Genomic DNA, 21,725 nt, shown 5'->3' with positions numbered 1-21,725 from the left:
GGACTCCCTATTCGAGCCACTCAATCATCAAACAGAACCAAACACATGGAAACACAACTCACCACACCGGTCAACATCACAATCAAACAAAAAGCATCAACAGGCGCATTCAATCACTGAAGGCGGAGGCGCAAGTTCCGCTCTGGATCAGTTCACGCAACGAAGCGAATACTTCGGCGGCCGGGACGGTCTGTCCGGCTCCCTCGCCCTGTCCTTCGACTACCGGGATTCATTCGCAGCAGCTCCGGGACAGCTTCCGCCCCAAGGCGTTCGGGTGCGCGCATGTCGTGTTCAACGACGGGGTGCGCGCACCGAGAGGAGGCCCGCACGGCGGGCGAGGCGTTCCCGACGGCCGGTGAGCTGTCCAAGAAGCTGATCACCCGGGCCAAGCAGACCGTGGAGCGGTCCTGGCTGGGCGAGGTCTCCGTCGTGGTGCTCCAGCAGTCCCTGCGCGACGCCGAGGTCGCCTACAAGAACTTCTTCGCCTCTCTCAAGGGCCGGCGCAAGGGCGCGAAGACCGGTGCGCCACGGTTCAAGTCCTGTTACCGCATCCTGCAGTCACTCCATGAAGACGGGGCGTGATCGACACCACGCCCCGTCCCGAGTCGTCCGAAAGTCACCCGGCTCCCGGCTCCGGTGGCGAGTGCGGTATCGGACCCGCCCGGTCCAGCAACCCCGTCCGTGCCGCCAGTGCCGCCGCCTCCAGCCTCGAACCCACGCCCAGCTTCATCAGGACCCGTTGGACATGGGTGCGGGCCGTGGACGGGGCGATGCCCATGCCGGCCGCGATCAGGCGGGTGTCCTCGCCGTCGGCGACCCGGACCAGGACCTCGACCTCCCTGGGGGTCAGCATCTGCAGCAGGCGCTGTCCCTCGTCGTCGGGCTGGGCCACCGGGTTGAGCAGTTCGCTGAACGCGCCCTGCAGCAGCTGCGGCGCCACCGCCGCCTCTCCCGCCCGGGCCTTCATGATCGCGCGCTCGACCCCCTCGATCCGCTCGTCATGCCGTACGTAGCCGGAGGCCCCCGCGGCGAAGGCCGCCGCGATCCCGCGCGGGCTGGGCACCGGGCCCAGCACCAGTACCGCAACCTGCGGACGCTCCCGCTTGATCCGCACCACCGGGTCGAACATCCCCGGCTCCGCCGGTGTCGCCGTCCCCAGCAGGCACACCTCCGGTGCCCGGCTGATCACCAGTTCCGCCGCGCCCGCGGCGGGCGCCGCCGCGGCAAGCACTCGGTGCCCCCTCAGTTTCAGCGCCGAGGCCAACGCCTCGGCGAGCAGTCGGTGGTCGTCGACCACCATGAGCCGCACTCCCATCGAGCAACCCCCCAGTCCCCCCAATGGATCCGCGTGTGGATGCCCCACTATGGATGCCCACTGGTCCGCACGGACAGAAGCCCCCTCCCGGCTCCCCCGCCCTTCATGCCCCCGGAAGCTACACGCTTGTTCGACGTTGCGCTTCCCCTACCGGGAGAGAAGTGCCCCGGATCGACGGAATTTCTGGTTTTCCTCGCATTCGAGGGTGATGAGCGGTACGCGCACGGCCCCGCCCCTGAACAGGGGCGGGGCCGTGTCGACAAGGCCGGTGGAGCGGTTCAGCTCGCGCCGAACGCGATCACCAGGTACTCCTTCTCGTCGGACGAGCCCCCCAGAGAACTGGCGAAGATGTCCGACATGAACAGGTGCCCCTGCGAGTAGAGGATCTCGGAGTAGTCCGGCGACATGCTGGTCTCCACGTCCCGCACCGACTCCGTGGCCGGGTTCTCCAGCAGCTTGGTCTCCTTGAAGGAGCCGCCGTCGATGCTGACGATCTGACCGCCCTTGTCGTACGGCGGACGCTTGTACGCGATGATGTTGGTGCCGTCCATCCGCAGCGGCATGATCGTGTAGTCGTCGCCCGCGTCGGCCCGCTGGCCGGTCTGCTTGCCGGTGGCGAGGTCGATGGCGACGATCTCGTTGGTGTCCGAGAACTCGGCGGCGCCGTCGTGCTCCTCGGTCGCCACATAGAGCTTGCCGTTGCCGACCGCGAGCTGGTGGCACTCCTCGATCTTGGTGATGCCGTCGCAGCTGGCCGCGTACTGGTCGCTCGGTGCCGAGATGCGGGTGCGCAGCTTGCCGGTCTTGTTGTCGATGGAGAAGAAGTCCGAGATGCCGCTGCCGTCCTTCGCGGCCTCGCCGATGTCGGCGGCGACGACCAGCGGGTCGGTCGACACCACACTGGCGTAGCTGATGCCCGTCGCCATCTTGTAGTCGGAGATCACCTTCCCGGACTTCGGGTCGATGGTCTGGATGTGCAGCTCGGGCGCGTCGTACGAGCCGCACCGGCGCACCGCGACCAGCTTCGCACCGCCGCCGTACCCGGCGTCGTAGCAGGTGTCGGTCGGCTTCGGGGCCCACAGCTGCTTGCCGGAGGTGAGGTCGAAGGCGGCGCCGCCGCTGGAGCTGCCGAGGGCGACGGTGTTCTCGCTGACGGTGACGTTGTTGAAGCTGATCGCCTGGTCACCGGAGTTGGCGGTCTTCGTCCACAGCTTCTTCCCGGCGTCGAGGTCGATCGCCGCGACCTGACTGCAGCCGTGCGAGGGCTCGGCCTTGGTCGGCATCTCCGGCTGGTAGATGATCGCCGTCGTGCCGTCGGTGGTGACGTGGTTGCTGCCCTGGCACACCGGGCCGGGGAGCTTGATCGTCCACAGCTTGGTGCCCTTGTCGGGGTCGTAGCCGGCGATCTCGGCGACGCCGCTCTTGGCGTACACCTTGTCGGTGAGCCAGGAACCGGCCGTGGAGATCGTGCTGTCCTTGCCGACCTCGGGCGCCGGGACCTGGAAGAGGACCTTGGAGGCTGGGTTGCCGGGCACCTTCTCCACCGGGGTGGTGGAGGTGCCGGTGGTGCCGCCGCCGGTGTCGCTGCCGCCGGTGTCGCCTTCCTTGTCGTCGGTGCCGCCGGTGCCGCCGCTGGAGCTCGCGGTGTCGTCCTTCTTGCCGCCCTCGTCACCGGAGGTGGTGGCGTACCAGACGCCGCCGCCGATGATCAGGGCGATCGCCACGACGGCCGCGACGATGATGGTCAGCTGCGCGTTGAACTTCCGCCCGCCGCCGGCCGCCTGACCGGGCTGCGGCTGCAGCGGCATGGTCGCCTGCGGGTAGCCGTAACCGGGCTGCTGGCCGTACGGGTTCGGCTGTTGGCCGTACGGGTTCGGCTGCTGGCCGTAGGGATTGGGCTGCTGGGCGGGGTAGCCGTAGCCGGGGGGCGCCTGCGGGGCCTGGGGTGGCGCCGCCTGCGGATAGCCGTAACCCGGAGGGGTCTGCGGCGGCTGGGGCGGCTGCGGGTAGCCGTAGCCCGGCTGCTGCTGGCCCGGCGGAGGCGGTGGGGGCGTCTGCGGGGCCTCGGGGTTCTGCGGTGCCGGCGGCGCCTGCGGGGGCTGGTCCTGCGGCGGGCCGAAACCGCCCTGCTGCGGGGGCTGGTTGGGCGGCGGAGGGGGCGGTTGAGTCATGACGTGAGTACCTCGGGAGCGGAGTCGGCGGGGACGGCGGGGACGACGAACAGCTGAAGGGGAAGGGTCACTTGCCGTAGGCGAGCATCAACTTCTCCTTCTTGTCGGTGTCTCCGGCCAGCCGTGTGGTGGAGATGTAGAAGCGCCCGTCGACCCAGTCGATGTCCTTCGAGTAGAAGCCGCTCTCGATGTCCACGGTGCCCTCCGGCATCTGCAGCAGCGTCGTCGGCGTGTGCTTGCTGCCGGTGGTCGCGATCGACACGATCCGGCCGCCCGCGTCGTACGACGGCTCCACATACGCGACGAGCTTGCCGCCCTCGGTCTTCAGCGGCAGCATCGACTCGTCCGCCGGGGACTTCACGCGCCACTTCTCCTTGCCGTCGGCCAGGTTGACGGCGACGATCTCGTTCGCCCCGCTGGACGCCTCGGTGGGCAGGTAGAGCGTGTTCGCGTCGGCGGCCACGCCCTGGCAGGCCTGGAGGTCACCGCCGAGGAATCCCCAGCCGCACTCGGGGGCGAAGTCCTCGTCGAAGGCGACCTGCGAGCGGAACCTGCCGGAGGCGGTGATGGTGGAGATGTTCCACGCGTTCTTGTCGTCGTTGGTGCTGTAGACGACCAGCGGGTCGAGGGAGTACGTGTGCTCGACGGTCCAGCCCTTGTCGAACTTCTGGGTCCACTTGACCCTGCCGGTCGTGGGGTCCAGCTCCTGCATCTCGTCGTGCTCGGTCGTCTTGGCGGCGTCGCAGGAGGCGACGACGATCAGCCGGGCGCCGCCCGCGAAGGCGGTCGGGAAGCAGGCGCTGCCGTACTTCTTCTTGTCGAACAGCTTCTTGCCGGTCGTCACGTCGTACGCCGTGCCGGACTGCGAGCGGCCCACCATCAGCGTCTTGCCGGTGATGGACAGCTCGATCGAGGCGGTGCTGTCGAACAGCGCGCCGTCCTCGACCTCGCCCGTCCAGCCCTTCGCACCGGTGTTGAGGTCGATCTCCTGGAGCTGGTTGCAGTCGGCGCGGTCGCTGGTGCCGTTCATGTACGCGACGACGATCTTGTCGTCGGACGTCTTCTGCGGGGTGACCGCGCAGATCTTCTGCTCGAAGGTGATCGTGTCCCAAGTGGGGGCGCCACCATCGATGTTGTAGGCGACGAGCTGCTTGTACGCCGCCTTCACCGCGGTCTTGCCGGTGATCCACATGCCGGGGGCGTCGGCTCCGTCACCGGGCGCGTCGGGCGCCTCCTTGTACCAGAGCACCTTGGCCTCGCCGGCCTTCCGGCCTTCGTTGAGGTTCTCCGGGTCCGCGCCGCCGGCGCCGCTGCCGTCGCCGGGGTTGACCGGGGAGTCGGAGGCGGTGGGCTTGGAGTCGTCGCTCTTCCCGGCGGTCGGCTTCTTGTCGTCGTCACCGCCGCCGGCGACCGCGAACACGGTCCCGCCGATGACGAGCAGCGCGGCCACGGCGGCACCGATGATGACGGCGGGCTTGCCCTTGAAACGGTTCCCCGAGCCGGGCGGCGGGGTGCCGGGCGCGCCCGGGAACTGGGGCTGCTGCGGATAGCCGTAACCCTGCGGCTGTGCGTACGGGCCCGACTGCTGCGGCTGACCGTACGGCCCGGGCTGCTGCGGCTGACCGTACGGCCCCGGCTGACCGTACGGCCCGGGCTGCTGCGGCTGGCCGTAGGGGCCGGACTGCGGCGGGGCGTACGGACCCGACGGCGGCGAGGGCTGCTGCGGATAGCCGTACCCAGGCTGCGGTGGAGCCTGCGGCGGTGGCGGCGGGGCCCCGAAGCCCTCGCCCTGCTGTTGTGGTGGCTGGTCCTGCGGTGCTCCGAAGCCACCCTGCGGCGGCTGGTTGGGCGGCTGAGCCATCAGCGCGTTCCCCCGTTCAGTCACTGATTTTTAGCCACGCCCTGAGGTACGTGATGGACCCAGAGTCGCACTCAGAAAGATCTAAGACGGCCATTTCTATCACTCGGGACCGACAACGCACCGGGCCGGTTCTGCCCCTGTTCCCAAGGGAGGACCGGCCCGTGATGCCCTCGTTATGCGCCTTCACGCGCCCTTCACGCGTCGTCGGCGAGTTCCAGCCATCGCAGTTCCAGGTCGTCGCGCTCCCCGGCCAAGTCGCGCAGCTCGGCGTCGAGTTTGGCCACCTTCTCGAAGTCCGTGGCGTTGTCGGCGATCTGCGCGTGCAGTTTGGTCTCCTTCTCGGAGATCTTGTCCAACTGCCGCTCGATCTTCTGGAGTTCCTTCTTGGCGGCGCGCTGGTCGGCCGCGCTCTTCTCCGGTACGGCCCTGTCGGCGACGGTCGCGGGGGCCGACGCGGCCGCGGCCTCCTCCATGCGGCGGCGCCGCTCCAGGTACTCGTCGATGCCGCGCGGCAGCATCCGCAGGGTGGCGTCGCCGAGGAGGGCGAAGACCCGGTCGGTGGTGCGCTCGACGAAGAACCGGTCGTGGGAGATGACGATCATCGAGCCGGGCCAGCCGTCGAGCACGTCCTCCAGCTGGGTCAGCGTCTCGATGTCGAGGTCGTTGGTGGGCTCGTCGAGGAAGAGGACGTTGGGCTCGTCCATCAGCAGCCGCAGCAGCTGGAGCCTGCGCCGCTCACCGCCGGACAGGTCCCCGACGGGCGTCCACTGCTTCTCCTTGTTGAAGCCGAACGTCTCGCAGAGCTGCCCGGCGGTCATCTCGCGCCCCTTGCCGAGGTCGACGCGCTCGCGCACCTGCTGCACGGCCTGCAGCACCCGCCAGCTCGGGTCGAGTTCGGCGACCTCCTGGGAGAGATAGGCGAGCTTGACGGTCTTGCCGACCGCGACCCGTCCGCCGGCCGGCTGCGCCTCGCCCTGGGTCCACGCCGCCTCGGCCATGGCCCGCAGCAGCGAGGTCTTCCCCGCGCCGTTCACCCCGACGAGACCGATCCGGTCGCCCGGGCCGAGCTGCCAGGTCACGTGCTTGAGCAGCACCTTGGGACCGGCCTGGACGGTCACGTCCTCCAGGTCGAAGACGGACTTGCCGAGCCGCGAGGAGGCGAACTTCATCAGCTCGCTGCTGTCGCGGGGCGGCGGTACGTCCGCGATGAGCTCGTTGGCCGCCTCGACGCGGAAGCGCGGCTTGGACGTGCGGGCGGGGGCGCCGCGGCGCAGCCACGCGAGTTCCTTGCGGACCAGGTTCTGCCGCTTGGTCTCCTCCGTGGCGGCGATGCGCTCACGCTCCGCGCGCGCGAAGACGTAGTCGGAGTAGCCGCCCTCGTACTCGAAGACGTCGCCGCGCTGCACGTCCCACATCCGGGTGCAGACCTGGTCCAGGAACCACCGGTCGTGGGTCACGCAGACGAGCGCGGAACGCCGCTCGCGCAGGTGCTGGGCGAGCCAGGCGATGCCCTCGACGTCGAGGTGGTTGGTGGGCTCGTCCAGGACGATCAGGTCCTGCTCCTCGATGAGCAGCTTGGCGAGCGCGATGCGGCGCCGCTCACCGCCGGAGAGCGGGGCGATGACGGTGTCGAGGCCCTGCGGGAAGCCGGGCAGGTCGAGCCCGCCGAACAGCCCGGTGAGTACGTCCCTGATCTTGGCGTTGCCGGCCCACTCGTGGTCGGCCATGTCCCGGATGACCTCGTGCCGGACGGTGGCGGCCGGGTCGAGGGAGTCGTGCTGGGTCAGTACCCCGGTCCTGAGCCCCCCGGAGTGCGTGACCCGCCCGGTGTCGGCGTCCTCCAGCTTGGCGAGCATCCGGATCAGGGTCGTCTTTCCGTCACCGTTCCGGCCGACGACCCCGATGCGGTCCCCTTCGGAGACGCCGAGCGACACGCCGTCGAGGAGGGCACGAGTGCCGTACACCTTGCTGACGTTCTCGACATTGACCAGGTTGACGGCCATTTCTCTCCTGACAAGGGGGACGATCGACCTTCCAGAGTAGTCGCGCGGGCGGTCGTCCCTTCGCCCCCGTCTCCCCCACCCCCTTACCCGGACGTAGGGATTCCCCTCTATTGACGTGGACTCATCAAAACCGCCACGGTATGCGCACAGGACAGGCCACCCCCCACAGCCCCGTCCGTGCACGTTTCCCGAGAGGGGTAACACCCCCATGTTCGTGCAGCACTCCCCCACACCCGGATCAGCCGACCGCCGCAGACGCGGCGCCCTCGCCGCCCTCGTATCCGCCGCCGCACTGTTCACCGTCACCGCCGCGACCGCCGCCCCCGCGGCCGCGGCGCCCGCCGTGGGCGTGATCCAGGGCGCCGACGCCGAGGGTGCCGTCAAGGACAGCTACATCGTCACGCTGAAGGACAGCGCGGGCTTCCGCGCCGCCTCCGCCAAGGGCAAGGCGCTCGCCACCCGGTACGGCGCCGAGGTCGAGCGCACCTACAAGACCGCCCTCAACGGCTACGCGACCGAGATGAGCGAGACCGAGGCCAAGCGGCTCGCCGCCGACCCGGCCGTCGCCTCGGTCGTGCAGAACAAGACCGTCCACATCAACGACACCCAGACCGGCCCGACCTGGGGCCTGGACCGCATCGACCAGGCGGACCTGCCGCTCGACTCCGCGTACACCTACCCGGACAGCGCGGGCAGCGGCGTCACGGCCTACATCATCGACACCGGCGTCCGGATCACCCACACCGCCTTCGGCGGACGCGCCTCGTACGGCTACGACGCCGTCGACGACGACTCCACCGCCGACGACGGCAACGGACATGGCACGCACGTCGCCGGAACCGTGGCGAGCAGCACCTACGGGGTCGCCAAGGCGGCGAACATCGTCGCCGTGCGTGTCCTCGACGACGACGGATCCGGCACCACCGCCGGCGTGGTCGCGGGCATCGACTGGGTGACCGAGAACGCCCAGTTCCCGGCGGTCGCCAACATGTCCCTCGGCGGCGGCGCGGACACCACCCTCGACACCGCCGTCGCCAACTCGATCGCCGCGGGCGTCACCTACGCGGTCGCGGCCGGCAACGACAACGCCAACGCGTCGAGCTACTCGCCCGCCCGCGTCGCGTCCGCGATCACCGTGGGCGCGAGCACCAGCGCCGACGCCCGGTCGTCCTTCTCCAACTACGGATCCGTGCTGGACATCTTCGCGCCGGGGTCGAGCATCACCTCGACGTACAACACCTCCAACACCGCCACCTCGACACTCTCCGGTACGTCGATGGCGTCCCCGCACGTGGCCGGTGCCGCCGCGGTCTACCTGGGCGAGAACCCGAGCGCCACGCCCGCCCAGGTCACCACGGCACTGACCTCGGCGGCGTCCGCCTCCACGCTCACCGGCGTGGGCACCGGCAGCCCCAACCTGCTGCTCCAGGTGACCCCCAGCGGTGACGGCGACGACGACGGCGGTGGCGGCGACACCGGCAGCAGCTTCGAGGCCACGACCGACGTGTCCGTCCCGGACGCGGGCTCGGCCGTGTACTCGCCGGTCACCGTCAGCGGCATCACCGGCAGCGCGCCCAGCGACCTGTCCGTGTACGTCAACATCGTCCACACCTACCGCGGCGACCTGGTGATCGACCTGGTCGCGCCCGACGGCTCGACGTACCGCCTCAAGAGCAGCAGCTCCTCCGACTCCACGGACAACGTCGACGCCACGTACACCGTCGACGCGTCGAGCGAGACCACGGTCAACGGGACCTGGCAGCTCAAGGTCCAGGACGTCTACAGCGCGGACACCGGATACATCAACAGCTGGAAGCTGACCTTCTGAGCCGACGGCTCCGGAACAGCGGCACACGCGCCCCGGGGCCCCCGTCCCCGGGGCGTTCCCGCTACAGCCCCCGCTGCCGCGGGATCAACGCGGACGCGGGGGCCAGAGCGCGTCCCCCGGAGGCGCCCGGCATGTCGTCCCGCGTCAGCGCCTCGGGAATCAGCACCGCCGCGGTGACCCCGCCGTTCGGGGACTGCCGCAGCTCCACGCGCAGGCCCTGCCGCTCCCGCAGACGGTTGACCACGAACAGGCCGATCTGCTTGGCGTCGAGGAGGTCGACCTTCTCCGACTCGATCTTGCGGTTGGCGTCGGCGAGGGCGTCCTCGTTCATGCCGAAGCCGCTGTCCTCGATCTCGATGAGCACGCCGTCCCGCATCCGGGCGGCCCGCAGATGCACCTTGGTGCTGGGCGGCGAGAAGGCCGTCGCGTTCTCCACCAGTTCGGCGAGCAGATGGATCACGTCGGCGACGGAACCGCCCACCACGGAGACCCGCGGCACGGCCCAGATCTGCACCCGGGGCGTGCTCTCGATCTCGGCGACCGCGGCCCGCAGCACGTCCGCCAGCGGGATCGGGTCCCGCCAGCCACGGCCGGGCGCGATGCCGGACAGAATCAGCAGGCTCTCGGAGTGGCGGCGCATCCGGGTGGCGAGGTAGTCGACGCGGTACAGGTCCTGCAGCTCCGTCCGGTCCTGCACCCGCCGCTGCATCGCGTCGAGCAGGTCCAGCTGCCGGTGCAGCAGCACCTGGCTCCGGCGGGCGAGACTGACGTACACCCCGGAGATCCCGCTGAGCAGCTCGGCCCGCTCGGACGCGGCCTTCAGCGCGGCCCGCTGGACGGCGGTCAACGCGGTGCCGACCTGGGCGAGTTCGTCGCCGGCGAGCCGCCGCATCGGCGCCTCCACGTCGATGTCGACGCCCTGTCCGGCGTGCAGCTTGCGCATGGCCTGCGGCAGCCGGCGGCCGGCCACCTCCAGGGCGTCGTTGCGCAGGTCGAGGAGTTCGACGATGAGCCCGCGCCCGACGAGGACGGAGACCAGCAGGGACAGCAGCACACCGACCAGACCGAGGACCACGGCCACCCCGGACGCACCCAGCGTGTCCCAGCCGAACGGGTCGGCCTTGGCGATCGCCCCCGTACCGGCCGCCGCCTCGGCGGAGGCCAGCCCCCCGAGCACGCTCGCGGAGGCGTCGTTCCAGCCCGCCAGCGCCGTCCGCGAGACGGCCGGCGCGCCGGGACCGGCGTCCCGCACCCGGTTCTCGACCGCCCCGAGCCGCGCGTAACCGTCGCCTTCGAGGATCTTCCGGTACGCCGCCCGGTGCGCGGGCTTCAGGTCGGCGACCGCCGGCGCCAGCAGCTCGCGCTGGGTGGCGACGGCGCCGACGAACAGCGCGTACTGCCCCTCGGTCAGCGTCCCGCTCGCCTCGGCGGCGCCCAGCAGCGCCTGCTCGCGGGCCACCGCCTCGCGCGCCCGGCCCAGTTCGAGCACCACGCGGGCCTCGGAGGCGGCGTCGGTGCCCTGGTCGCCGGTGAGCGCACCGGCGACCGAGAAGCCGTGCTCGACGAGCGCCGAGTACTCGGTGTACGTCGTCGTGGCCGCCGTCCCCTTCGCGGTCACCTCGGTCCGCAGGGCCGGGAGGGCGGCCGCGTCGGCCTCCATCCGGTCGGTGCGCCCCGGCAGGCTCGCGTCGAGGAGCGCGGCGTCCGAGCTGGAGGCGTTGATGCCGGCCAGCAGGGCGGTGGCGGCCTCGTCGGTCGCCTTGCGGGCCGTGGCGTAGGCGTCGGGCTCGGCCGCGTACCGCAGGGCGGCGGTCCGCTCGGCCTGCACCGCGGTGACGAAGTCGCCGACGGGGGCGAGGAGTTCGGCGTTGACGTCCTTGGCACGCTCGGTGTCGCCGATGCTGGACGCGGTCGTCACGGCGGCGAAGCCCCACAGCGCCATCAGGGACACGATGGGCAGCATGAGCAGGGAGACGATCTTCGCCCGGACCGATCTGGGACGCAGCCGGGCGGACGTACGGGGGACGCGCATGGGTGGACCTCGTTCGGGGGAGTTCGTGCGTACGACGACGACGGCGACGGCGACGGCGGCCGGGGCCGGGGGACGACCGGCCGGCGTCGGTGCGGCCGCGTGGGCTGTGCGCTCAGGTCACGGCACTCGGCCCATCGGACCTCAGGCCGTGCTGAGTTCGACCTGACGCAGGAGTTCCGCGGCGGCGGCCGACTCGTCGCGCTTGCCGGTCGGGGACAGGGCGACATACGCGGCGGCCAGGAAGAGGAACGAGCCGAGCACCACGGCCAGCGGGAAGATGAACTCGGTGGCGGTGGCGCCGGGCAGGGCCGCGCTGCTCGGCGCGAGGGAGATGCTCACGGCGTACATCGCGGTGTAGTGCATGCTGCTGACCGCGAGGCCCATGACGAGCGCGGCGGCGGTGGCGAGCACGGGCCCGCGCACGATGAGGGTCAGGGTGAGCGCGGCGGTCGCGGCGACCACGGCGATCGCGACGGAGGCGATGACGAGCATGGGGTCGTAGCCGACCTGGCCGTGCAGGTTGAGCGCGGCCATGCCGGTGTAGTGCATGGCGGCGACGCCGAGCCCGGTGCCGAGGCCGCCGAACCCGACCGACGTCACACGCGAACGCCCGTACCCGGCGGTGAAGACGCCGGCCGCGACCACGCCGATGGACATGAGCAGACTCAGGGCGGTGAGCGGGACGTCGTAGCGGATCGGCGTGCCCTCGACGCTGAAGCCCAGCATGGCGACGAAGTGCATGGTCCAGATGCCGGAGCCGATGGCGACGGAGCCCAGCAGCAGCCAGTTCCGCTTGGAGGCTCCGTCCGCCTCAAGTGCCCTGACGGTGCAGCGCAGTCCGAGCGCCGAGCCGACGCAGGCCATCGCATAGGACAGGACGGGGGTGACCCATCCGGCGCTGAAGTGATCCATGTGCCCCATGGGAGTTTCCTCTCGTACCACCGGTAATAGAGGGACCGGGGTTGGCTGATAATGCCAGCCAACCCTCTGACACAGAGGGCATGAAAAGGAACATGAGGGCGATTGCCGAACAATGAATTGCCGTGACATGGGTAACACCTGACCTGCATGTTTGTGCGTTCTGAGCGGGTCGGGTGAAGGCCGCGTGCGAGTCGGGCAGATCTCGGCCGACCGTCAGGATCCGGCCACGACCGTCGCCCCCGGCGCCGGCCCCGAAGTCGTCCGTACGCTCCGGCAGGTGCCGGACGTCCGCAGCGCCTGCGCCACCTTCGCCGCCGACTCGGCGTCCCGCGCGAGGAACGCCGTGGTCGGGCCCGAACCCGAGACGAGGGTGGCGAGCGCACCGGCGGCCCGCCCGGCCTCGAGGGTGTCGGCGAGTTCCGGGAAGAGGGAGAGGGCGGCGGGCTGGAGGTCGTTGGAGACGGCGGCGGCGAGTGCGTCGGGGTCGCCCTTGGCGAGGGCGTCGAGCAGTGGCCGGGAGGCGACCGGCTCGGGGACGTCGAGGCCCTCCGTAAGCCGGTCGAACTCGCGGAAGACGGCCGGGGTCGACAGCCCGCGCTCCGCCATCGCGAACACCCAGTGGAAGGTCCCGCCCACCTCCAGGAGCCGGAGCTTCTCCCCGCGCCCGGTGCCGAGCGCCGCCCCGCCGACCAGGCTGAACGGCACGTCACTGCCCAACTCGGCGCAGATGTCGAGGAGTTCCTGGCGGGAGGCGTCGGTGCCCCACAGCGCGTCGCATGCGACGAGGGCCCCCGCGCCGTCCGCGCTCCCGCCCGCCATGCCGCCCGCCACCGGGATGTCCTTGGCGATGTGGATGTGCACGGCGGCATCGAGGCCGCGGCGCTCGGCGAGCAGGATCGCCGCACGCGCCGCCAGGTTCGTGCGGTCCAGGGGCACTTGGCCGGCGTCCGGCCCCGCGCAGGTGACGCGCAGTTCGTCGGCCGGGGCCACCGTCACCTCGTCGTGGAGGCCGACCGCGAGGAACACGTTGGCCAGGTCGTGAAAGCCGTCGGGACGGGCGGCGCCGACCGCGAGCTGGACGTTGACCTTGGCGGGGACCCGGACGGTGACGCTCACTTGCCGGGCTCCTCGGTCTCGGCGGCGACGCGGTTCTCGGCGATCCTCGCGAACTCCTCCACCGTCAGGGCCTCCCCGCGCGCCTGCGGCGAGACGCCCGCCGCGACGAGGGCGACCTCGGCCGCGGCCGCCGACCCGGCCCATCCGGCGAGCGCGGCCCGCAGGGTCTTCCTCCGCTGGGCGAACGCGGCGTCCACGACGGCGAACACCTCGCGCCTCGACGCGGTGGTCTTGAGCGGCTCGGCCCGCCGCACCAGCGAGACCAGCCCGCTGTCGACGTTCGGCGCGGGCCAGAAGACCTTGCGGCCGATGGCACCGGCCCGCTTGACCTCGGCGTACCAGTTGGCCTTGACCGACGGGACGCCGTACACCTTCGAGCCGGGCGGGGCGGCGAGCCGGTCGGCGACCTCCGCCTGGACCATCACGAGGGTCCGCTCGATGCTCGGGAAGGTCTCGAGCATGTGCAGCAGGACCGGTACGGCCACGTTGTACGGCAGGTTCGCGACCAGCGCGGTCGGGGCGGGGCCCGGCAGCTCGGTCACGTGCATCGCGTCGGAGTGCACCAGCGCGAACCGGTCGGCCCGGTCCGGCATCCGCGCCGCGACGGTCGCGGGCAGCGCCCCGGCGAGTACGTCGTCGATCTCGACGGCGACGACCCGGTCGGCGGCCTCCAGCAGCGCGAGCGTGAGCGAGCCGAGTCCCGGTCCCACCTCGACCACCGTGTCGTCGGGGCGGACATCCGCGGTGCGGACGATACGGCGGACCGTGTTCGCGTCGATCACGAAGTTCTGACCGCGCTGCTTGGTGGGACGCACACCGAGCGCTGCCGCGAGTTCACGGACGTCGGCGGGGCCGAGGAGGGCGTCTGGGGTGGGGCTGGTCACGCGACAAGGGTACGGGGCTGCGGTTGACGCAACTGTCCAGGTGCCCGGCGCCGGGGCTGAGGGAGGTGGGTTGCGCAGCCCGGCGCTGCGGGTGCCGCTGCGCCCACCCTCCCCCACTCTCGACTTCGCTTCGAGCGGGGGGACTCCCATCGCCCCAGCGGCACGACTGCCCGCAGCTGAGCAAGTTCACCCGTGCAACCGACTCCCACAGTGCGGCCAAGGACTCGCCCCCCGCCGCAGATACAGCTTCTTCGCCCGGAACGTCTGCTCCGCCGCCGACGCGTCCTGCGGGCGCCCCTTCCCGCCGAGGCTCTGCCAGGTCCGGGTGTCGAACTGGTACAGCCCGCCGTACGTCCCCGAGGGATCGACCGCGTCCGGCCGCCCCCCGGACTCGCAGGCCGCAAGCCCCTGCCAGTCGAGGTCGTCGGCCCCCTGCACGGACGTCGGCGGCGGCTTCGTGCCCACCTTGACCACCTGTGCGCGCGGCTCCCGCACCAGCTCGGTCCGGGTCCGCCGCGGCTTCTGCCGGACGCCGTTGACGGTCCGCAGGGAGTAGGTGATCCGTCGCAGCCCCGGCTGTCCGGCGCGCTCGACGATCTCCGTGCCCCGGAACAGGGAGGGATCCGCGGACCGCTCCACCTCGAAGGGGACCTGCTCCTCGTGGACCTCCCTGGTGCCGGTGATCCGCAGCACGGTGACGGTCTGCCCGTCGCGCGGGAAGCTGTCCGGCGCGACGGACGTGGCGTCCTGCCCGCGCAAAGTAATCCCGGCCTCCTCGACGACCTCGCCCACGGTCGCCGCGTTCGTACGGATCGTCCGCGCCCGGCCGTCCGCCATGACCGTCACCGCGCGCTCGGTCCGCACGTCCAGTGCGAGTCCCGCGCGCCCGATGGGCCGGGAGCGCGAAACGGACATGTACGCGCCCTCCGCACGCACGCCCAGCTGCTGAAGCGCCTCGTGCACCGTGCGCGCCGTGGTCCACACCTCGCGCCGCCGGCCGTCGAGGTTGAGCCGGACGGGACGCCCGTAGCGCACCGCGACCTCGTCGCCGCTGGCCAGCGCCTCGCCGGGGGCGGGCGCCACCATGTCGTGCGCACCCACCCGCACACCCTCCTCGGCGAGCAGTTCGGTGACGTCGTCCGCGAAGGTGTGCAGGGTGCGCGGCTTGCCGTCGACGCTGAGCTCGATCGCCTTGTCCTTGGCGACGAACGCGGTGGTGCCGCCCGCGAGGAACGCGACGACCAGCGCCTGCGGGAGCAGCCGGCGCACGGTGCCGTCCGAGCGGCCCCGGGCCCTGCGCCGACGCGCGGCCCGCCCGTTCACTCCGGGTTCCGCGACAGGCTCGGGCCTGCTCCGCCACGGCAGTTCGGGCTCGGGCGCCTCGTAGGCGGGCCGGTACGTGTCGTCGTACGACGTCGGCGCCGCGTACACGCCGTAGGCCAGCGTCTGCGCGCTGTGCACGTCGGTGTACGGCTCGCTCGGGCCGTACGTCTCGTACGTCTGGTGCTGCGAGTTGCTCACGCCGACACGCTCCAGGGGCCGAGGGGTCCAGAGGGGTCCGGATCGGGCCCCCAGAACCTAGCGGAGCGGTCGTCACTCTCCAAAGCGACGCGACTACCCAGAGTTGCGTTCGGGCGGATCGGTAACGGATCGGCAGCGGGTCAGTAGCCGAACGCGCGTGCGGTGTTGGCGGCGAGTGCCGACGCCAGGGCGTCCTCGTCGATGCCTCGCACGGCGGCCATCGCGCGCACCGTGACCGGAATGAGATACGGGGCGTTGGGCCGTCCGCGGTACGGCACGGGTGTGAGGAAAGGGGCGTCCGTCTCCACCAGGAGCAGCTCCAGGGGGGCCACGGCCACGGCGTCGCGCAGGTCCTGGGCGTTCTTGAAGGTGACGTTGCCGGCGAAGGACATGAAGTACCCGGCGCGGGCGCAGATCTCCGCCATCTCGGCGTCCCCGGAGTAGCAGTGGAAGACGGTGCGCTCGGGGGCGCCCTCCTCCTTCAGCACGCGCAGGACGTCGGCGTGGGCGTCGCGGTCGTGGATGACCAGGGCCTTGCCGTGCCGCTTGGCGATCTCGATGTGGGCGCGGAAGGACCGCTCCTGCGCATCCTTGCCCTCGGGGCCGGTGCGGAAGTAGTCGAGGCCCGTCTCGCCGACGCCCTTGACCTGGGGCAGCGCGGCCAGCCGGTCGATCTCGGCGAGCGCCTCGTCGAGGCCGCCGTCCCCGCCCGGCGTGCGCGCGCCCTGCCGGGACCAGCCGTCCGGGTCGCCGTGGACGATCCGCGGGGCCTCGTTGGGGTGCAGCGCGACGGTCGCGTGGACGGCGTCGTACCGCTCGGCCGTCTCTGCGGCCCACCGCGAGCCGGCCACGTCGCAGCCGACCTGCACGACCGTGGTCACGCCCACCGACGCGGCTTTCGCGAGCCCTTCCTCCACGGTCCCCGACTGCATGTCGAGGTGGGTGTGGGAGTCGGCGACCGGCACCCGGAGGGGTTCCGGGAGCGGCGGGGCGGCGTTCTTGTCGGCGGCGTTCGAAGGCATGCCCCGATCCTACGAAAGGGGCATGCCTCCTCGGCCGGCGATCGGCTCAGCTCGCCTTGCGCTGGAACGGGTGCAGGAGATCGGACAGGTGCCAGTGGTGGTGCTGCCCGTGCTCCTCCTCCCCCTCGGCCCCGGCCGCGGGTGCCTCCACCGGATGGGCGGGCGGCGTGCGGTGCTGCCGGTGTGCCGCGTCGCGGGCCGACGCGACCCGGCCCGGCCGCATGATCCGTACGACGTGGTTCTCGCAGTTCGTGCACGTGGGCCTGGAGAGCGGGGAGGGCACGACCCGGCCGTTCGCCACGTAGAGCACGAACTCCCGGCCGTCGGCGTCCACGTGGTGCTCTATCTCGTACGACTGCTCCCACCCGTGTCCGCAGCGCATGCAGGCGAAGGAATACGACTCGTGGACGACGGCGATCTCACTCATGCCAGCTCCTGTAGTCCGCTGGATCGAGGGGCGGATCAGCCCCTCAACCCAGTGGACGCCTCCACCAGCGTGAACGCATCAAGCCTGTCGAGTGTTGGATCCGATTTGGGCGTTCCTTGCCAAACCGCCCTGTTGACCCGCTCAGGGCTTTGCCTTCCAGGAAGGCTCTTTGCGTACTCATGGGGCGCACGCTCAGAGGAGATACGCCCTGCTCAGGAGCCCTGTGCGCCCTTTTGTGCGCCCCTCATGAAGGTCCCTTCCCGGACGCGGCGTTCTTCGCCGCGACCACCGCGTCGAACACCTGCCGCTTGGGCAGTCCGGCCTCGGCGGCCACCGCGGCGATCGCCTCCTTGCGCGGCTCCCCCGCCTCCTCGCGCACCCGCACCCGCCGCACGAGCTCCGCGGCGTCGAGCTCCTCGGGACCGCGCTCCGGCGCCCCCTCCACGACGACGGTGATCTCCCCGCGTACCCCCTCCGCCGCCCACTCGGCCAGCTCGCCCAGCCCGCCGCGCCTGACCTCCTCGTACGTCTTGGTCAGCTCCCGGCAGACGGCGGCCCGCCGGTCGGCGCCGAACACCTCGGCCATCGCGGCGAGGGTGTCGTCGAGCCGGTGCGGGGCCTCGAAGTAGACGAGAGTGCGGCGCTCCTCGGCCACCTCGCGCAGCCGGGACAGCCGTTCGCCCGCCTTCCGGGGCAGGAACCCCTCGAAGCAGAAGCGGTCGACGGGCAGCCCGGACAGCGCCAGCGCGGTGAGCACGGCCGACGGGCCGGGTACGGCGGTGACCCGGACGTCCTTCTCGACGGCGGCGGCCACGAGCCGGTAGCCGGGGTCGGACACGGACGGCATCCCGGCGTCCGTGACGAGCAACACACGCGCGCCGCCCAGCAGCTCCTCGACCAGCTCCGGGGTACGCGCGGCCTCGTTGCCCTCGAAGTACGAGACGATCCTGCCCTTGGGCGTCACGCCGAGTGCCTGCGTCAGCCGGCGCAGCCGCCGCGTGTCCTCCGCGGCGACGACGTCGGCGCCGGCCAGCTCCTCGGCGAGCCGGGGCGGGGCGTCGGAGACGTCACCGATGGGAGTACCGGCAAGGACCAGGGTTCCGGGCGTAGATGTCACGTATGCCATCCTCCCAGGGGCCACCGGATCCGAACGCATCCGCACCTCTGGCACCCAAGCACGGGACTCACACAGCGCGGTTCCCTACGATGGCGCGGTGACCAGTACCGCGTCCTCCATGGACACCCGGCAGGAGCAGGCCCTCCAGGACCAGCGGCCGTCGTGGCAGCAGCGGCTGCGCCGCTTCGGTTATGCGGCGGGCCCCAGAAGCGACGTCCGCGACCGGCTGGTGCCGCCGTACGTCGAGCCCAGCCCGCGGCTGTGGCAGGTCCTCGGAGTGTCCAAGGAGTTCGCCGGGAGGATCACCCGCTGGTCCGCCTGGGGCGGTCCGCTCCTGGTGACGCTGTTCGCGGGCGTGCTGCGGTTCTGGCACCTGGGCAGCCCGAAGGCGGTGATATTCGACGAGACGTACTACGCCAAGGACGCGTGGGCGCTCGTCCACCACGGCTACGAGGTCAACTGGGACAAGAACGTCAACGACCTGATCCTCTCGAACAACGGGAACGTCCCCATCCCGACGGACGCGGCGTACGTGGTGCACCCGCCGGTCGGCAAGTACGTCATCGGGCTCGGGGAGCTGATCTTCGGGTTCAACCCCTTCGGCTGGCGGTTCATGACCGCCCTGCTCGGCACCCTGGCGATCCTGATGCTGTGCCGGATCGGCCGCCGGCTGTTCCGCTCGACGTTCCTGGGTTGCCTGGCCGGAGCGCTGATGGCGGTGGACGGCCTGGCGTTCGTGATGGCCCGCACCTCGCTGCTCGACGGCGTGCTGATGTTCTTCGTGCTGGCCGCGTTCGGCTGCCTGCTGATCGACCGCGACCGGGCCCGCGAGAAACTCGCCGCCGCGCTCCCGGCCGACGCAGACGGCCGGGTCCGCCCCGACGCGCACATCGCGGAGACCACCCGCTTCGGGTGGCGTCCCTGGCGCTGGCTGGCGGGCCTGATGATGGGCCTGGCGATCGGCACGAAGTGGAACGGCCTCTACGTCCTCGTCTTCTTCTGCGTGCTGGCCGTGCTGTGGGACGCCGGCTCCCGCAAGGTCGCGGGCGCGGGCCGCCCGTACGTGGCGGTGCTCAGGCACGACCTCGGCTTCGCGTTCCTGGCCACCGTGCCGGTCGCGATCGCCACGTACATCCTGTCCTGGACCGGTTGGATCCTCTCCCCCTCGAACGGCACCGGCGGCTACTACCGCAACTGGGCCGCCACCGACGGCAAGGGAGGCAGCTGGACCTGGCTCTTCCCCGACTGGTGGCGCAGCCTGTGGCACTACGAGCACGAGGTCTACAAGTTCAACATCAACCTCTCCTCGCCGCACACGTACCAGTCCAACCCGTGGAGCTGGATCGTCACCGGCCGCCCGGTCTCGTACTTCTACGAGTCCCCCGCACCCGGCAAGGACGGCTGCCCCACCGACGCCGGCGAGAAGTGCGCCCGCGAGGTGCTGGCCATCGGCACCCCGCTGCTGTGGTGGGTGGGCTGCTTCGCGATCCTGTACGTCCTGTGGCGCTGGTTCTTCCGCCGCGACTGGCGGGCCGGCGCGATCGCCTGCGGCATCGCGGCCGGTTACCTCCCCTGGTTCCTCTACCAGGACCGCACGATCTTCTTCTTCTACACGATCGTCTTCGTCCCGTTCCTCTGCCTGGCCGTCGCCATGCTCCTCGGCGCGATCATCGGCCCGCCCGGCTCCGGCGACACCCGCCGGGTGGCGGGCGCCACGGGCGCGGGCGTCCTGGTCCTGCTGATCGCCTGGAACTTCGTCTATTTCTGGCCCATCTTCACCGGCACCGCCATCCCGATAGACGAGTGGCGCTCGCGGATGTGGCTGGACACCTGGGTCTAGTCAGCCGGAGACCTCGGTGATCCTGCCGTTCTCGTCGACGGTGTGGGTCTCCCAGTAGACGTCCCACTCGTCGCCGACGTGCTTGGGCTCCCTCCGGGTAGCGGGCGTACCGTTCCTAAGGACTGAGCGGGAGTGAGTCCTGTTGCCAGGAGTCATGCTCAGCCGCGTGTCCCGAACGGTGTTGGGCACGCTGGTCGCCCGCGTTCGCTCCACTGCCGGGCGGCACGCATCTGGTGCGTGGTCCTGGCGGGTGGGGGCGGGGTTCCTCACGCCGTCGGGTGTCCGGTCGGGCCTGGACGGTCCGATGCCCCACCGCATCGCTCCGGTGCGGTGGGGGCGGTGTCGTCCGTCGCCGGATCGGGTGCCCGAGGGCGCGCCGTCCGATCGCCACGGCGGCCGCGTCGTGGCGGGTGGTGGTGCGGGTGGGAGTAGTGAGGGGTTTTTGCCAGTGCTGGGCGCCCCAGCGGCTGGTGTAGGCGGGGTCGACCTCGACGATCGCGATGCCGTGTTCGGCGGCCATCGACACCAGCCGTGCCTTCAGTTTCGCGGTGGGGAAGCGGGAGATCAGACGCCGGAATTGCTTGTTGCGGCCGTGCTTCTCCCGGCATGTGCTGTCGGTGAAGTCCAAATCCTCGATGGCGATCGCCGCCGCGCCGCTGTTGCGGGTGTGGTGCAGCAGCCGGGTCAGGGCGTGGCGGATCTGCGCGTCCCGGTGCGCTGCGCTGCCGGTCAGCTCGTAGAAGAAGCGCCGGGGTTCGCCGACCGGGTTGCCGTGCTGGTCGAGGTGCCAGGCGGCGAGGTGGTCATCGTTCATGTCCACCCCCACCACACCCCGCACCCGTGCCGCATCCAGCGGCAGCACCGGGGCGGCGGCCCGCTGCCAGGACGCGGTGACATACCAGCGGCCCCGCACCACGTCGTGGTGGATGCGGTAGGCCACCGCCCGGTTCGCCGCCACCCGGTCCAGCCACTCCGCACCCCGGTGCTTGAACTGGACGGTGGCGTCGAGGACGTACCGGCCGTGCGGGGCGTTGGCCAGATGAGCGAGCGGCGCGGGGAGTTTGACCGAGACGTGTCCGGTGTCGGTGACGCGGATGGTCTCGTTGCCGAAGCGTTTGCCGGACTCCCCGTCCGCGGACAGGAACATCCGCGCCGCCCGCCACCGCTCCCGCCAGCCCGCCTCCTCCAGCCCCGCCTGGTCGAGGTGGTGACGGGCGTGCGCGAGGCCTTTGCCGCCGCGCACCACCCGCACACGGCCCGCAGCGAAGTCCGACTCCACCCGTACCAGCCGCGCTTTCAGCGCGTGCAGGCGGCGGGACTTGGCATGCCACTCCGCCCGGCTCCCGTAGCCGCGTACCAGCCCGGCCCGCCGGTCCCCCTTCGCCCCCAGCGGGCGCGCCAGCCGGGCCTCGATGGCGGCGATCTGCCTGCGCAGCCGCTCCAGGTGGGCGGCCTGCCCGCGCCGGGCCAGCGCCCACTGGTCATGCGTGGCCTTGGTGATACTGCCCGCCCAGCGGGCCGAAGAGGATGCGGTCAGCTCCCGCTTACGCACCGCCCACGAACCGGCATCATGCCCCAGCCCCTGGCGCGAACGCACCGCGAGATCACCAGCAGCCAGCGAACCCAGAAACCCGCCGACCTCAGCCAGTACCGCCACATCCGCAACC

Annotated in this window: 15 protein-coding genes and 1 pseudogene; 3 read left to right on the top strand and 13 right to left on the bottom strand. The window is 71.2% G+C overall.

Going from position 1 to position 21,725, the window contains the following annotated elements; translation table 11 throughout:
- Positions 1–227 precede the first annotated feature (227 nt).
- A pseudogene (locus tag ADK57_RS37650) lies at positions 228–564 on the top strand (hypothetical protein); the annotation flags it as partial.
- A 52-nt stretch (positions 565–616) separates the two neighbouring features.
- Here the strand turns inward: ADK57_RS37650 and ADK57_RS37645 are convergent.
- From ADK57_RS37645 to ADK57_RS37630, 4 genes are all read right to left on the bottom strand, one after another.
- Entirely contained in the window at positions 617–1,315 is a 699-nt protein-coding gene (locus tag ADK57_RS37645; RefSeq protein ID WP_078973556.1) for a helix-turn-helix transcriptional regulator, read from the bottom strand.
- 278 nt (positions 1,316–1,593) lie between these two features.
- Positions 1,594–3,486, bottom strand: coding sequence for a PQQ-binding-like beta-propeller repeat protein (locus ADK57_RS37640; RefSeq protein WP_053754185.1), 1,893 nt, complete (start codon positions 3,484–3,486; stop codon positions 1,594–1,596).
- 67 nt (positions 3,487–3,553) lie between these two features.
- Entirely contained in the window at positions 3,554–5,347 is a 1,794-nt protein-coding gene (locus ADK57_RS37635) for a PQQ-binding-like beta-propeller repeat protein (RefSeq protein ID WP_053754184.1), read from the bottom strand.
- Between the two features lie 194 nt (positions 5,348–5,541).
- Positions 5,542–7,350, bottom strand: a complete 1,809-nt coding sequence (locus ADK57_RS37630; protein WP_053754183.1) for an ABC-F family ATP-binding cassette domain-containing protein — start codon at positions 7,348–7,350, stop codon at positions 5,542–5,544.
- Positions 7,351–7,558: 208 nt separating this feature from the next.
- On the opposite strand from ADK57_RS37630, the gene ADK57_RS37625 reads away from it, so the two are divergent.
- On the top strand, positions 7,559–9,178 hold the full coding sequence (locus tag ADK57_RS37625; RefSeq protein WP_053754182.1) for a S8 family peptidase: 1,620 nt from the start codon (positions 7,559–7,561) through the stop codon (positions 9,176–9,178).
- 61 nt (positions 9,179–9,239) lie between these two features.
- Here ADK57_RS37625 and ADK57_RS37620 read toward each other — a convergent pair whose 3' ends face one another.
- The 8 genes from ADK57_RS37620 to rsmI all read right to left on the bottom strand — a co-directional run bounded on the left by ADK57_RS37620 (position 9,240) and on the right by rsmI (position 18,218).
- On the bottom strand, positions 9,240–11,210 hold the full coding sequence (locus ADK57_RS37620; RefSeq protein ID WP_053754181.1) for a nitrate- and nitrite sensing domain-containing protein: 1,971 nt from the start codon (positions 11,208–11,210) through the stop codon (positions 9,240–9,242).
- A gap of 141 nt (positions 11,211–11,351) precedes the next feature.
- The gene (locus ADK57_RS37615) at positions 11,352–12,131 is read right to left on the bottom strand and encodes an MHYT domain-containing protein (protein ID WP_053754180.1); all 780 of its coding nucleotides are present in this window, start codon (positions 12,129–12,131) and stop codon (positions 11,352–11,354) included.
- A 213-nt stretch (positions 12,132–12,344) separates the two neighbouring features.
- A complete protein-coding gene (locus ADK57_RS37610; RefSeq protein ID WP_053754179.1) occupies positions 12,345–13,247 on the bottom strand; it encodes a 4-(cytidine 5'-diphospho)-2-C-methyl-D-erythritol kinase in 903 nt (300 codons plus the stop codon).
- Positions 13,244–14,131, bottom strand: a complete 888-nt coding sequence (gene rsmA / locus ADK57_RS37605) for a 16S rRNA (adenine(1518)-N(6)/adenine(1519)-N(6))-dimethyltransferase RsmA (RefSeq protein WP_053754178.1) — start codon at positions 14,129–14,131, stop codon at positions 13,244–13,246. Before rsmA ends, ADK57_RS37610 begins: the two co-directional genes overlap by 4 nt.
- A 186-nt stretch (positions 14,132–14,317) precedes the next feature.
- Entirely contained in the window at positions 14,318–15,652 is a 1,335-nt protein-coding gene (locus tag ADK57_RS37600) for a resuscitation-promoting factor (protein WP_053754177.1), read from the bottom strand.
- A gap of 140 nt (positions 15,653–15,792) precedes the next feature.
- Positions 15,793–16,674 (bottom strand): TatD family hydrolase, encoded by an 882-nt coding sequence (locus tag ADK57_RS37595; RefSeq protein ID WP_053754176.1) that lies wholly within the window; start codon positions 16,672–16,674, stop codon positions 15,793–15,795.
- A gap of 46 nt (positions 16,675–16,720) precedes the next feature.
- On the bottom strand, positions 16,721–17,101 hold the full coding sequence (locus ADK57_RS37590) for a hypothetical protein (protein WP_053754175.1): 381 nt from the start codon (positions 17,099–17,101) through the stop codon (positions 16,721–16,723).
- Positions 17,102–17,345: 244 nt separating this feature from the next.
- Positions 17,346–18,218 (bottom strand): 16S rRNA (cytidine(1402)-2'-O)-methyltransferase, encoded by an 873-nt coding sequence (gene rsmI / locus ADK57_RS37585; protein ID WP_234390531.1) that lies wholly within the window; start codon positions 18,216–18,218, stop codon positions 17,346–17,348.
- Between the two features lie 97 nt (positions 18,219–18,315).
- On the opposite strand from rsmI, the gene ADK57_RS37580 reads away from it, so the two are divergent.
- Positions 18,316–20,058, top strand: a complete 1,743-nt coding sequence (locus ADK57_RS37580) for a dolichyl-phosphate-mannose--protein mannosyltransferase (protein ID WP_053754173.1) — start codon at positions 18,316–18,318, stop codon at positions 20,056–20,058.
- Positions 20,059–20,173: 115 nt separating this feature from the next.
- Here ADK57_RS37580 and ADK57_RS37575 read toward each other — a convergent pair whose 3' ends face one another.
- Complete coding sequence (locus tag ADK57_RS37575; RefSeq protein ID WP_063786072.1) at positions 20,174–21,715, bottom strand: IS200/IS605 family accessory protein TnpB-related protein; 1,542 nt, start codon at positions 21,713–21,715, stop codon at positions 20,174–20,176.
- Between the last annotated feature and the right edge of the window lie 10 nt (positions 21,716–21,725).

The organism is Streptomyces sp. MMG1533 (assembly GCF_001279775.1).
In the GTDB taxonomy this organism is placed as follows: Bacteria; Actinomycetota; Actinomycetes; order Streptomycetales; family Streptomycetaceae; genus Streptomyces.
This window is presented reverse-complemented; position numbering and strand designations above follow the sequence as displayed.

What these genes read in the sequence shown, in the direction of transcription:
- ADK57_RS37590 (WP_053754175.1), bottom strand. Translation starts at nt 17,101, where the DNA reads ATGAGTGAGATCGCCGTCGTCCACGAGTCGTATTCCTTCGCCTGCATG.
- ADK57_RS37640 (WP_053754185.1), bottom strand. Translation starts at nt 3,486, where the DNA reads ATGACTCAACCGCCCCCTCCGCCGCCCAACCAGCCCCCGCAGCAGGGC.
- ADK57_RS37615 (WP_053754180.1), bottom strand. Translation starts at nt 12,131, where the DNA reads ATGGGGCACATGGATCACTTCAGCGCCGGATGGGTCACCCCCGTCCTG.
- ADK57_RS37625 (WP_053754182.1), top strand. Translation starts at nt 7,559, where the DNA reads ATGTTCGTGCAGCACTCCCCCACACCCGGATCAGCCGACCGCCGCAGA.
- ADK57_RS37635 (WP_053754184.1), bottom strand. Translation starts at nt 5,347, where the DNA reads ATGGCTCAGCCGCCCAACCAGCCGCCGCAGGGTGGCTTCGGAGCACCG.
- ADK57_RS37595 (WP_053754176.1), bottom strand. Translation starts at nt 16,674, where the DNA reads ATGCCTTCGAACGCCGCCGACAAGAACGCCGCCCCGCCGCTCCCGGAA.
- ADK57_RS37620 (WP_053754181.1), bottom strand. Translation starts at nt 11,210, where the DNA reads ATGCGCGTCCCCCGTACGTCCGCCCGGCTGCGTCCCAGATCGGTCCGG.
- ADK57_RS37645 (WP_078973556.1), bottom strand. Translation starts at nt 1,315, where the DNA reads ATGGGAGTGCGGCTCATGGTGGTCGACGACCACCGACTGCTCGCCGAG.
- ADK57_RS37630 (WP_053754183.1), bottom strand. Translation starts at nt 7,350, where the DNA reads ATGGCCGTCAACCTGGTCAATGTCGAGAACGTCAGCAAGGTGTACGGC.